Origin of the sequence: Silicimonas algicola (assembly GCF_003148765.1) — a bacterium.
Taxonomy (GTDB): Bacteria; Pseudomonadota; Alphaproteobacteria; order Rhodobacterales; family Rhodobacteraceae; genus Silicimonas; species Silicimonas algicola.
This window is the reverse complement of sequence record NZ_QGGV01000003.1, coordinates 458,856-470,775: the sequence shown is the minus strand read 5'-3', so window position 1 is coordinate 470,775 and position 11,920 is coordinate 458,856. Positions and strand designations below refer to the sequence as shown.

Below are 11,920 nucleotides of genomic sequence, written 5' to 3'. Positions count from 1 at the left end.
GATGGGCCGCGCGCTCTGGCTCGCGGTCCTTCTCGCCCTGGGACCTGTCACGGCGGCCCGGCCGCAGGAGACGGGCGTTCCCCCGGTGCAGGCGGGGGTGCTGACGATCGACCAGGACCGGCTGTTTTCCGAGACCAAGCTCGGTGCCGACACTCTCGCCGGGCTCGAGGCCGAGGCGCAGGCGCTCGCGGCCGAGAACCAGCGCATCGAGGGCGAGTTGATCGCCGAGGAGCGTCGCCTGACCGAGCAGCGCGCCGATCTCGAGGCCGAGGCCTTCCGCGACCTTGCCAACGAGTTCGACGAGCGCGTCCAGCGCATCCGGGACGAGCAGGACCAGAAGGCGCGTGACCTGACGCGGACGCGGGACGAGGCGCGCTCGGTCTTCTTCCGCGATGTGGCGGTCATCATCTCCGAGATCGTCCGCGAGAAGGGAGCGCTGGTAGTTCTCGACCGGCGCGACGTGTTTCTGTCGGCCGATTCCATCGACATCACCGACGAGGCGATCCGTCGGGTGAACGCCGCCGAGGGCAAGTAGGCCGAGTGAGCCCGCGCTTGCCGCGAGCCGCCCCGCTTGATACCGCTGGAAAAAAGGGACCATCCCCATGAGCGATCTGAAGACCGCCGACATCGAGTTGATCCAGCGGATCATACCGCACCGCTACCCGTTCCTGCTTGTCGACCGGGTGGTCGAGATCGACGGAACCGCCTCGGGCGTGGGCATCAAGAACGTCACCATGAACGAGCCGCAGTTCACCGGGCATTTCCCCGGAATGCCGGTGTTTCCCGGCGTCTACATGGTCGAGGCGATGGCGCAGACGGCAGCGGTCGTCGCGGGCGTCGGTCTCGATCTGGCGGACAAGAAGTTCGGCGTCTACTTCATGGCCATCGACAGCGCAAAGTTCCGCCGCAAGGTCGGTCCCGGCGACACGCTTCGCATGAAGGTCGAGACCCTGCGCGGCGGCGGCAAGGTGTGGAAGTTCCGCGGTGTCGCCACCGTCGAGGGCGAGGTCGCCTGCGAGGCCGAGTTCACCGCGATGATGGACCTTCCGAAGTGAGCATCGACGCCACTGCCCGCGTGCACCCTTCGGCCGTCGTGGAAGACGGTGCTCACATCGGTCCCGGCACGACCGTCGGGCCGTTCTCTCTCATCGGCGCAAGGGTGCGCCTTGGCGCGGGCGTTGTCGTCAAGAGCCATGCCGTCGTCACCGGCGATACCGACGTAGGCGACGAGACGGCGATCTTCCCCGGCGCGGTGATCGGCGAGATCCCTCAGGACCTTAAATTCAAGGGCGAGGCCACGCGGCTTGTCATCGGCAAGCGCAACCGCATCCGCGAAGGTGTCACGATGAATACCGGCACCGAGGGCGGCGGCGGTCTGACGCGCGTCGGTGACGACTGCCTCTTCATGACCGGCGCCCATGTCGCTCACGACGCCATCGTCGGCGACAGGGTCATCGTCGCGAACCAGGGCGCCATCGCCGGCCACTGCGTGATCGAGGACGACGTCATCATCGGCGGCCTCTCGGGCATCCACCAGTGGGTGCGGATCGGGCGGGGTGCCATCATCGGCGCGGTCACGATGGTCACGAACGACGTCATTCCCTATGGCCTCGTGCAGGGCCCGCGCGGGCAACTCGACGGGCTGAACCTCGTGGGGCTCAAGCGCAAAGGCGTGTCGCGCGAGGACATCACGGCACTTCGCGCCGCCTTCCAGATGTTGGCACAGGGCGAGGGCGCCTTCGCCGACCGCGCGCGGCGGCTGAGGGACGAGACCGCCAGCGCTTATGTCCGCGAGATCGTCGATTTCATCCTCGCCGACAGCGACCGCCACTTCCTGACGCCGGAGCGCTGAGGTGCTTGCGCTGATCGCGGGGCGGGGCAAGTTGCCGGCGGTTCTCGTGGATAGCCTCGAAGACTTGCCCTTCATCGCCTCGCCCGAGGGGTTCGATCCTGATTTCCTGGTGCCCGACCGCCGCTTCCGGATCGAGGAACTGGGCACGCTCATCGAAGAGATGCGCGCACTCGGCGTGACCGAGGTGTGCTTCGCAGGCGGTATCCGGCGGCCCGACGTCGATCCCGCACGGATCGATGCCGCGACGCAGCCGCTTGTGCCACGCATCCTGGCGGCGCTCGGCCAGGGGGACGATGGCGCCTTGCGTGCGGTTCTGTCGATCTTCGAGGAGGCCGGCTTCACCATCCGCGCGGCCCACGAGATCCTGCCGGCCCTTCTGCCCGACGCAGGCGTTCCCACCGCACGACGGCCGGACCCCACCAACGAGGCCGACGCCGAGCGCGCCGCCGCCATCGTCGCGGGCATGGGCGACCTCGACATCGGGCAGGCCGTGGCTGTGCTGTCCGGGCAGGCGCTGGCGGTCGAGGGCGTCTTCGGCACCGACTGGATGCTCGCCTCGCTGCGGCACCGGCCCGACGGGGGAGGCGGCCTTATCTACAAGGCCGCGAAGCCCGGTCAGGACCGGCGCGTCGATCTGCCGATGATCGGAACGGATACCGTCACCGCGGCCAAGCGCGCCGGTCTCGATGGCATCGTGGTCGCGAGGGACGAGGTGATGGTCCTCGGCCTCGACCGCGTGACGCGCGCCGCCGACAAGGCCGGGCTCTTTCTCTGGGTGCGCGGCTGATGCTTCATATCTTCGCAAATACGCATTGTCCCACATGCCCCTGAAGCTCTGGCTTCTGGCGGGCGAGGCGTCGGGCGACAAGCTCGGCGCGGCGCTGATCGCGGGGCTGAAGGCGCTGCACCCGGACCTGGAACTCCGCGGCGTGGCCGGTCCTCTGATGCAGGCCGCGGGGATGGAAAGCCTGTTCCCGATGGACGATCTCAGCGTCATGGGGATCGCCGAGATCTTGCCGAAGTACCCCGCATTGCGCCGTCGGCTGAACGAGGCGGCGCGCGATTGCCTGGACGTCGCGCCCGACGCGCTTGTCACCATCGACGCGCCCGACTTCTCGCTGCGCCTCGCGCGGCTGGTCAAGTCCGCCGCTCCGATCCGCACCGTCCACTATGTCGCGCCATCCGTCTGGGCCTGGCGTCCGGGTCGCGCGGCGAAGATGGCGCGTCACATCGACCAGGTTCTGGCGCTTCTGCCGTTCGAGCCGCCCTACATGGAGGCCGCAGGGATGCGCTGCGACTTCGTCGGCCATCCCGTCGTCGCCGAGCCGGTGGCGACCGAGAAGGAGGCCCGCGCCTTCCGCGAGGCGTCGGGCCTTGGCGACGCGCCCCTCGTCCTCGTCCTGCCCGGATCGCGGCGAGCCGAGGTCGGGCGGCTGACGCCCGTCTTCGGCGAGGCCTTGCGTCACGTTCTCGCGGCGCAACCGGAGGCCCGGGTGGTCGTTCCCGCCGCCCGATCCGTCGCGGCGCAGGTGATTGAGGCCGTCAGGGACTGGCCGGGCGCGCCGGTGGTTCTCGATTCGCGCAAAGATCCCGCGGCCGACGCCGTCAAGCGCGCGGCCTTCCGCGCCTCGGATGCAGCGCTTGCGGCGAGCGGGACCGTCAGTCTCGAACTGGCCGCCGCCGGGACGCCAATGGTCGTGGCGTACGACATGAACTGGATCTCGTGGCAGATCATGTCGCGGATGGCCCTGATCGACACCGTCACCTTGGTCAATCTCGTCACCGGTCGAAAGGTCGTGCCCGAATTCCTCGGCCCCGCGTGCCGACCGGAGCCAGTCGGGGCGGCGCTGGCAGCGCTTCTCACGGACGGTGCGGCGCGGGCGGCGCAGGTCGCGGCGATGAACGAGACGATGGACAAGCTCGGAAAGGGCGGCGAGCCTCCGGGTCTGCGCGCTGCGCGCGCGGTTCTCGACGGTCTGGGACTGCCCGCCTAGCGCGAAATCCAGCCGCCGCCGAAGACGCGGGTGCCGTCCGGCTCGTAGAAGACGCAGGCCTGACCTGGCGAAACCCCTTCCTCGGGCGACAGAAGCTCGACCTGGGCCTCGGTCGCCGAGAGCGGCCGCACGACCGCTTCCACAGGCGCCTTGGTCGAGCGGATCTTGACCGTGAGCGGCCACTCGGAACGGCTGTCGAAGGGAGCGTCGCCCAGCCAGTTGACCTCGCGCACCGCGATCGTCCGGGTCGCCAGCAGGTCTTTCGGCCCGACGACCACTCGGCGGCCGTCGACGTCGAGCTTGACCACGTAGAGCGGCTCGTCCAGCCCGCCGATGCCAAGGCCCCGGCGCTGTCCGATGGTGTAGTGGATGACGCCCCTGTGCTCTCCCAGGATCCGGCCATCGGCGTGGACGATCTCGCCCGGTTCTGCGGCGCCGGGGCGCAGTTTCTCGATCAGCGCGGCATAGTTGCCGTCCGGGACGAAGCAGATGTCCTGGCTGTCGGGCTTGTCGGCGACCGTCAGACCGTGCGTCGCGGCAAGCGCCCGCGTCTCGGCCTTCGACGACAGGTGGCCGAGGGGAAAGCGAAGGAAGGCGAGCTGTTCCGGCGTGGTCGAGAACAGGAAATAGGACTGGTCGCGCGCGGCATCGGCCGCCCGGTGCAACTCGGGCCCCGACGCGCCGACGCGGCGCTGGATGTAGTGTCCCGTCGCCATGCAGTCGGCGTCGAGATCCTTCGCCGTCATCAGCAGATCCTTGAACTTCACCCGTTCGTTGCAGCGGATGCAGGGCACGGGCGTCGCACCCGCGAGGTAGCTGTCGGCGAATTCGTCGATCACCGCGTCGCGGAAGATGTTCTCGTAGTCGAGGACGTAGTGCGGGAACCCCATCTCCTCGGCCACGCGGCGCGCGTCGTGGATGTCGATGCCCGCGCAGCAGGCACCCTTCTTCGCAAGCGCCGCACCGTGGTCGTAGAGCTGGAGCGTCACGCCGACGACATCATAACCCTCGCGGGCGAGTTCGGCCGCGACGACCGAGCTGTCGACGCCGCCCGACATCGCCACCACCACCCGCGTCTCGGCAGGCGGCTTGGGGAAGCCCAGGGAATTGAGGCTGGAGGCTCGGTCGAGCATGGCGTCACCGGAAGCGAAGGGAAGATCGCGAAGAATATGGGAAAAATTGGCGGAAATCACAAGGTCGGGCCTTCACCCAAGATTAAGCCAGCCCGGGCAAAGGTCGCCGTGACAATCCCGGAACGACGCGGCCATGTATCTCAAGAAGGTGAAAGGACCAAGGGCGGTGACCCTGCCGGACGGCAGGGTGATGACCCGCGCCGACCTGCCGGACGTCGAAACCCGCAGGTGGGTCGCCAGCCGAAAGGCGGCGGTCGTGCGCGCAATCGCTCATGGCCTTATCACCCGGGCCGAGGCGCTGGACACCTATCACCTGTCTGAGGAAGAGCTGGACGCGTGGCACGTTGCAGTTGAGCGACACGGAGAGGCCGCCTTGAAAGCCACGAGTTTGCAGCGGTATAGACAACCATAGCGTGTAGTGCTAGCTTTCGTCGGGGGTAACCGCCAGTTAATCTTTTGGCTCCAATGTATCCCCGAATGGCAAGCCTGCGGAGATTGTGACTATGCGTGTTCTCTTGGTTGAAGACGATCCGACGACCTCGCGCAGCATCGAGCTGATGCTGACCCATGCGAACCTCAACGTCTATGCGACGGACCTGGGTGAAGAGGGGATCGACCTCGCCAAGCTCTACGACTACGACCTGATTCTGCTCGACCTCGGCCTGCCCGACATGGACGGGCACGAGGTGCTGCGCCAGCTTCGGATGGCCCGCGTGGAAACGCCGATCCTCATTCTCACCGGGTCGGACGATACGGAAAGCAAGATCAAGGGCTTCGGTTTCGGCGCCGACGACTACCTCACGAAGCCTTTCCATCGTGAAGAACTCGTTGCCCGCATCCACGCCATCATCCGCCGCTCGAAGGGACATGCGCAGTCGGTGATCCAGACCGGCAAGGTCGCCGTCAACCTCGATGCCAAGACGGTCGAATCCGAAGGCAAGACGGTCAACCTGACGGGCAAGGAATACCAGATGCTGGAGCTGCTTTCGCTCCGCAAAGGGCACGACGCTGACGAAAGAGATGTTCCTCAACCATCTCTACGGCGGAATGGACGAGCCGGAGTTGAAGATCATCGACGTCTTCATCTGCAAACTCCGCAAGAAGCTGTCCATCGCGACCGGCGGCGACAACTACATCGAGACGGTTTGGGGACGGGGCTATGTCCTGCGCGACCCCGAACCCGTAAGCCTGAGACGCGACGCCCTCCGCGCCTCGGCCTGAACCTCCTCCCTGCCTGAAGGGCCGCATTCCGCTCGATACGGAAGGCGGCCCTTCCTTTATGGCCTCACAGACGGGCCGCGGCGCGTCGCCAGGGCTGGACGCGACGTGCCGGGCTTTTTATCCATGGGGGTATAGGTCCCACCCGAGGTTCGCCGGCGGCATGAAAGACGTATCCTCCCTTTCGCCCGCTGAGGCGGGCGCTGAGCTTGCCCGGCTTGCCCGCGAGATCGCGCGCGCGAACGAGGCCTATCACGCCAAGGACGCGCCCGAGATATCCGACGCGGACTACGACGCGCTGAAGCGCCGCAATGCCGAGATCGAGTCTGCCTTTCCGGACCTGAAGCGCGGGGATTCTCCGTCCGACCAGGTCGGCGCGGCGCCGTCCGAGGGCTTTCAGAAGGTCACCCACTCGATCCCGATGCTGTCTCTGGGCAACGCCTTCGAGGATGAAGAGGTCACCGAGTTCGACCGCTCGGTGCGCAAGTATCTGGGCCTTTCCGCGGATGCGAGCCTCGCCTACGTCGCCGAACCCAAGATCGACGGGCTGTCGCTGTCGCTACGCTATGAAGGCGGCGCGCTGATCTCGGCCGCCACGCGGGGCGACGGCGCGACGGGCGAGAACGTGACGGTCAATGCGCGCACCATCGACGACATCCCCGCGACATTGAAAGACGCTCCAGATGTCCTCGAGGTCCGGGGCGAGGTCTACATGAGCCACGCTGACTTCGCCGCGCTCAACACGCGGCAGGAAGAGGCGGGCGGCAAGACCTTCGCCAACCCGCGCAACGCCGCTGCCGGATCTCTGCGCCAGCTTGACCCGAAGATCACCGCGGCGCGGCCGCTCCGGTTCTATGCCTACGGCTGGGGCAGCCTCTCGCAGCCTCTCGCCGACACCCAGAAGGGCGCCATCGACCGTCTGGCGACGCTCGGGTTCGTCACAAACGACATGATGCGTCTCTGCGACGGGCCGGACGAGATGCTGGAGCAGTATCGCCTGATCGAGGAAAAGCGCGCGACGCTCGGCTACGACATCGACGGGGTTGTCTACAAGGTCAACGACCTCGCCCTCCAGTCTCGCCTCGGCTTCCGTTCGACCACACCAAGGTGGGCCATCGCGCACAAATTCCCGGCCGAGCTGGCCTGGACCCGGCTCGAGAAGATCGAGATCCAGGTCGGGCGGACGGGCGCCCTGTCTCCGGTGGCGCGCCTGACGCCGGTGACCGTGGGTGGCGTCGTGGTGTCGAACGCGACGCTTCACAACGAGGATTACATCGCCGGGCGGAGCGCCGACGGCACGCCTATTCGTGACGGCAAGGACATCCGCGAAGGCGACTGGGTGCAGGTCTATCGCGCCGGCGACGTGATTCCGAAGGTCGCCGACGTCGACGTGGCGAAGCGGCCGAAGGACGCGACCCCCTACGAATTTCCCACGGTCTGCCCCCGCTGCGGGTCGGATGCAATCCGCGAGGACGGCGACGCCGTGCGCCGCTGCACGGGCGGGCTGATCTGCCCCGCGCAGGCGGTCGAAAGGCTGCGCCACATGGTCGGCCGCTCGGCCTTCGACATCGAGGGGCTGGGCGCCAAGCAGGTCGAACAGTTTTTCGAGGACGGCTGGATTGCCGAGCCCGCCGACATATTCACCCTGCGCGACCGGAAGGGCGTCGAGTTGCGCGAGCGGGAAGGCTGGGGCGAGAAGTCCGCCGAGAACCTTCTCGACGCCATCGACGCGCGCCGCACCGTGGCCTTCGAGCGCTTCCTCTTCAGCCTTGGCATAAGGCACCTGGGCGAGGTCGCGGCCAAGGACCTGGCCCGACACTTCCATGACTGGCCGACGCTCGCCCAGACGGCCGACACCGCGGCGTCCGAGCCTGCGGCCGAGGCCGAGGGGCGAGACGCTCTGGCGAAGAGCCCTGCCTGGTCGGAGTTCCTGTCGATCGACGGGGTCGGCCAGACCCTGACGCGGTCGCTGGTGACGACGCTGGCGCAGGCCGAGGAACGCGCCTTGATCGACCGGCTGGCCGCTCATCTGACCATCGAGGCCCCCGCCGCCCGGGCGACCGACAGCCCCGTTGCCGGCAAGACCGTCGTCTTCACCGGCACGCTCGAAAAGATGACGCGGGCCGAGGCCAAGGCGCGGGCCGAATCCCTGGGCGCCAAGGTCGCGGGCAGCGTCTCGGCCAAGACCGATCTCCTCGTCGCAGGACCGGGGGCGGGGTCGAAGGCAAAGAAGGCGGTCGAGCTTGGGATCGAGACCATCGACGAGGATGGCTGGCTCGCCCTCATCGCCGACGCATGAGCCGCCGCCCCGAAGTCCTGTTCCCGCTCTTCGCCGAGCTCGAGACGCTGCCGGGCGTCGGCGCCAAGACCGCCAAGGCCATGTCGGCGCTTCAGGTCGCGACGCCGCGCGATCTTCTCTTCACGCTGCCTGTCTCGGGCGTCGATCGGTCGTTCCGCGACACCATCATGGGCGTGCCCTTGCCCGCGACGGTCACGACCGAGGTCACCGTCGAACGGCACCATCCGGCGCGCGCGCGCGGCAAGCCCACCCGCATCGACGTGGCCGATGCGCAGACGTCGTTCCAGCTCGTCTTCTTCCATGCCAAGGGCGACTGGCTGCAGCGCACCTTGCCTGTCGGGTCGCGCCGCCTCGTGTCGGGCCGGGCCGAGGTGTTCGACGGGGTCGCACAGATCGTCCATCCCGATCACGTCCTTCTGCCCTCCGAGGCGGGCGACCTGCCGGCGTTCGAGCCGGTCTATCCTCTGACACAGGGCGTCACGCTCAAGGTGATGGCGAAGGCCGCGCAGGCAGCCGTGACGCGCGCGCCGGACCTGGCCGAGTGGATCGACCCCGAGCTTGTCCGGCGCGAGGGCTGGCCATCCTGGCGTGAGGCAGTGGCGGCCGCGCATGCGCCGCAGGGGTCCGCCGACATCGCCGCCTCGGCACCCGCGAGGCAGCGCCTGGCCTACGACGAGCTTTTCGCGCACCAGGTGACGCTGGCGCTTGTCCGGGCGCGGCGCCGCACCCGCGCCGGTCGACCCTCGGTCGCGACCGGACGTCTGCAATCCCGCGTCCTGGCCGCCTTGCCCTACAGCCCCACCTCGGCGCAGGAGCGGGCTATCCGCGAGGTGGCGGACGACATGGGATCGGACCGCCGGATGAACCGGCTGCTTCAGGGCGATGTCGGCGCGGGCAAGACGCTGGTGGCGCTGATGGCGCTTCTGGTCGCGGTCGAGGCAGGCGGGCAGGGCGTTATGATGGCCCCGACCGAAATCCTCGCCCGCCAGCATCTTTCGGGCCTCAAGCCGCTGGCCGAGGCTGCCGGCGTGGTGGTCGAGCTTCTGACCGGCCGCGACAAGGGAAGTGAGCGTGCGGCCAAGCTTTCGGCGCTGGCGAAGGGCGACATCCACATCCTCGTCGGCACCCACGCCGTGTTCCAGGCGGACGTGGAGTTCCGCGACCTGCGCCTTGCCGTCGTCGATGAACAGCACCGCTTTGGCGTGGCGCAGCGGATGGAGCTTGGCCGCAAGGGCGAGCGCGTCGATGTCCTCGTGATGACGGCGACGCCGATTCCGCGCTCGCTCAGCCTCGCGAACTACGGCGACATGGACGTCTCGATCCTCGACGAGAAACCTCCGGGCCGAACGCCGGTTGCGACCGCCCTGATCTCTTCGGGACGGATGGACGAGGTCGTGGGCCACCTTCGCGCCGCCGTGGCCGAAGGACGGCAGGCCTATTGGGTCTGTCCGCTTGTCGACGAAAGCGAGACGCTGGAGAAGACCGCGGCCGAGGAGCGCTTCAAACGCCTGCGCGCGGCACTTGGGGAGGATGTCGTGGGCCTTGTCCACGGGCAGATGCCGCCTCGCGACAAGGACGCGGCGATGGCGGACTTCGTGGCGGGCAGAACGCGTGTGCTGGTGGCGACCACCGTCATCGAGGTCGGGGTCGACGTGCCGAACGCCTCGATCATGGTCATCGAAGGCGCCGAGGGTTTCGGTCTGGCCCAGTTGCATCAGCTTCGCGGAAGGGTCGGGCGCGGCTCCGAGAAATCGACCTGCCTTCTGTTGTACCAGACGCCCCTGACCGAAAGCGCACGTCGCCGTCTCGAGATCCTGCGCGAGACCGAGGACGGCTTTCGCATCGCCGAGGAGGATCTCGTCATGCGCGGCGCAGGCGATGTCCTCGGCACGGCGCAGTCGGGCCTGCCGCGGTTCCGAATCGCGGACCTGGAGCGTCAGGCGGCGCTGATGGCGGTCGCGAACGGCGATGCGCGGCGGCTCATTTCCGTCGATCCCGACCTGACGTCCGAGCGGGGGCGTGCGGTGCGCGTGCTTCTCTGGCTGATGGAGCAAGACAAGGCGATCGGCATGATCTCGGTCGGGTAGCAGGTGCTCGCGTTAACCACTCGTTCGCGAATGTTCTTAAAAAGTTCTTTACATGTTTCTCAAAATTTGAGAACAAGATGGCAACACCGACGGCCCGCCCGCCGTTTTGCCTGACACAGGGAATGACCGAGATGAATGAATTGAGAGCGACCTTCTCACGCAATGCTGCCACCCTGCCGCGCGATTTCGCTGGTGTGGCAGCCCTTGCCGTCATCGCCTTCGTCGGCCTGTCCGCGCCGGGCCTTTTCTGACCTCACGCCTCTGACTGCCTGCGGTCTGGACGGCCGGTCCCGCATCCTGTCCCAAACGGTTTGCGAACTGTCCCTCGATCGTGGTCCCTGTCCCGGACCCGACCGGCCCGAACACCAGATACGCCACTGACCGCCGCCATCCGCCCGGATGTGCGGCGGTTTTTTGTCGGACGGATCAGGCGCAGTCGGCGCGCGTCTCGGCCTCGGACACCGCTTCGGCAGTCGCTTCGAGGGCGAGCAGGATCGACGCGTGGCGATTGCGGAAATCGCGCGCGGGCTCCAGCACCTCATAGCCCTCGAAGGGTGCGTCCGGCACCGGTCCCCCATCGGACAGCATCGCGCGCAATTGGTCGCGGGCGCGCTCGATCTCGGCCTTCGTGCGGCCGATGACCACGCGGCCCAGGACAGAGGCCGAGGCTTGGCCTAGCGCGCAGGCCTTCACGTCCTGGCCGAAACGCGCGATCTGCCCGTCCTCGAGCTCCACGTCCACCGTCACCGTCGATCCGCAGAGTGGCGAGCGCCGCTTGACCGTCGCGTCGGGCGCGTTCAGCCGGTCGCTGTGCGGGATGTCCGCCGCCAGTTCGAGGATCCGCCCCGAGTAGAGCTTGACGAGATCGGTGTCGGCCATCGGCTTTCCTTCGCACAGTTCACCCCATAAATAGGCGCAGCCGGCTTCCAAGGAAAGGTTCTGCCGATGGCCTTCGATCCCTCCACGCTTTGTTTCGACGACCGTGGCCTGATGCCCGCCATCGCGCAGGAGGAGGGAACGGGCCTTGTCCTGATGATGGCCTGGATGAATGCCGAGGCGGTGGCGCGCACGCTTGAGACGGGGCGCGTCACCTACTGGTCGCGGTCGCGGCAGGCATTCTGGGTGAAGGGCGAAACCTCGGGCCACGTCCAGACGCTGGTCGACCTCCGTGTCGATTGCGACCGGGATTGCCTGCTGCTGATCGTGCGGCAGGAGGGACCCGCCTGTCACACGAACCGGCAAAGCTGTTTCTATACAGCGGTGCGCGACGGATCCGAGGTCGAATTGATGAGGCCGGTGGCATAGGGGGCTCTGCCCCCTTGCGCCCTGCGGCCTCA

At 67.6% G+C, this 11,920-nt stretch carries 12 protein-coding genes and 1 pseudogene; 11 read left to right on the top strand and 2 right to left on the bottom strand.

From position 1 onward, the window contains the following. The first annotated feature begins 1 nt into the window (after position 1). From C8D95_RS09730 to lpxB, 5 genes are all read left to right on the top strand, one after another. Positions 2-535, top strand: a complete 534-nt coding sequence (locus C8D95_RS09730; protein WP_109758969.1) for an OmpH/Skp family outer membrane protein — start codon at positions 2-4, stop codon at positions 533-535. Between the two features lie 67 nt (positions 536-602). Continuing rightward, on the top strand, positions 603-1,055 hold the full coding sequence (gene fabZ, locus C8D95_RS09725) for a 3-hydroxyacyl-ACP dehydratase FabZ (protein WP_109758968.1): 453 nt from the start codon (positions 603-605) through the stop codon (positions 1,053-1,055). Continuing rightward, a complete protein-coding gene (lpxA, locus tag C8D95_RS09720; protein WP_109758967.1) occupies positions 1,052-1,852 on the top strand; it encodes an acyl-ACP--UDP-N-acetylglucosamine O-acyltransferase in 801 nt (266 codons plus the stop codon). Before fabZ ends, lpxA begins: the two co-directional genes overlap by 4 nt. A gap of 1 nt (position 1,853) precedes the next feature. Beyond that, complete coding sequence (locus tag C8D95_RS09715; protein ID WP_109758966.1) at positions 1,854-2,639, top strand: LpxI family protein; 786 nt, start codon at positions 1,854-1,856, stop codon at positions 2,637-2,639. Positions 2,640-2,679: 40 nt separating this feature from the next. Next, positions 2,680-3,846 (top strand): lipid-A-disaccharide synthase, encoded by a 1,167-nt coding sequence (gene lpxB, locus C8D95_RS09710; RefSeq protein ID WP_164721792.1) that lies wholly within the window; start codon positions 2,680-2,682, stop codon positions 3,844-3,846. On the opposite strand, the gene mnmA is transcribed toward lpxB, so the two are convergent. Next, positions 3,843-4,979: a tRNA 2-thiouridine(34) synthase MnmA gene (gene mnmA / locus C8D95_RS09705; RefSeq protein ID WP_109759029.1), complete on the bottom strand. Its 1,137-nt coding sequence runs from the start codon at positions 4,977-4,979 to the stop codon at positions 3,843-3,845. The two genes, lpxB and mnmA, sit on opposite strands and share 4 nt — an antisense overlap. A 133-nt stretch (positions 4,980-5,112) precedes the next feature. Here mnmA and sciP point away from each other — a divergent pair, with 133 nt between their 5' ends. The 5 genes and pseudogenes from sciP to C8D95_RS22750 all read left to right on the top strand — a co-directional run bounded on the left by sciP (position 5,113) and on the right by C8D95_RS22750 (position 10,834). Then, on the top strand, positions 5,113-5,391 hold the full coding sequence (gene sciP, locus C8D95_RS09700; RefSeq protein ID WP_109758964.1) for a CtrA inhibitor SciP: 279 nt from the start codon (positions 5,113-5,115) through the stop codon (positions 5,389-5,391). A gap of 91 nt (positions 5,392-5,482) precedes the next feature. After that, a pseudogene (gene ctrA / locus C8D95_RS09695) lies at positions 5,483-6,200 on the top strand (response regulator transcription factor CtrA). Between the two features lie 160 nt (positions 6,201-6,360). Further along, the gene (gene ligA, locus C8D95_RS09690) at positions 6,361-8,496 is read left to right on the top strand and encodes an NAD-dependent DNA ligase LigA (RefSeq protein ID WP_109758963.1); all 2,136 of its coding nucleotides are present in this window, start codon (positions 6,361-6,363) and stop codon (positions 8,494-8,496) included. Continuing rightward, on the top strand, positions 8,493-10,583 hold the full coding sequence (gene recG, locus C8D95_RS09685; protein ID WP_109758962.1) for an ATP-dependent DNA helicase RecG: 2,091 nt from the start codon (positions 8,493-8,495) through the stop codon (positions 10,581-10,583). The genes ligA and recG overlap by 4 nt, the downstream gene beginning before the upstream one ends. 122 nt (positions 10,584-10,705) lie before the next feature. Next, entirely contained in the window at positions 10,706-10,834 is a 129-nt protein-coding gene (locus tag C8D95_RS22750; protein ID WP_277601041.1) for a hypothetical protein, read from the top strand. A gap of 175 nt (positions 10,835-11,009) precedes the next feature. On the opposite strand, the gene C8D95_RS09680 is transcribed toward C8D95_RS22750, so the two are convergent. Beyond that, the gene (locus tag C8D95_RS09680; RefSeq protein WP_109758961.1) at positions 11,010-11,462 is read right to left on the bottom strand and encodes an iron-sulfur cluster assembly scaffold protein; all 453 of its coding nucleotides are present in this window, start codon (positions 11,460-11,462) and stop codon (positions 11,010-11,012) included. Positions 11,463-11,528: 66 nt separating this feature from the next. Between C8D95_RS09680 and hisI the strand changes: the two genes are divergently transcribed. After that, positions 11,529-11,888 carry a phosphoribosyl-AMP cyclohydrolase gene (gene hisI / locus C8D95_RS09675; protein WP_109758960.1) on the top strand — a complete coding sequence of 120 codons (360 nt, stop codon included), beginning with the start codon at positions 11,529-11,531 and terminating at the stop codon, positions 11,886-11,888. Positions 11,889-11,920 lie beyond the last annotated feature (32 nt).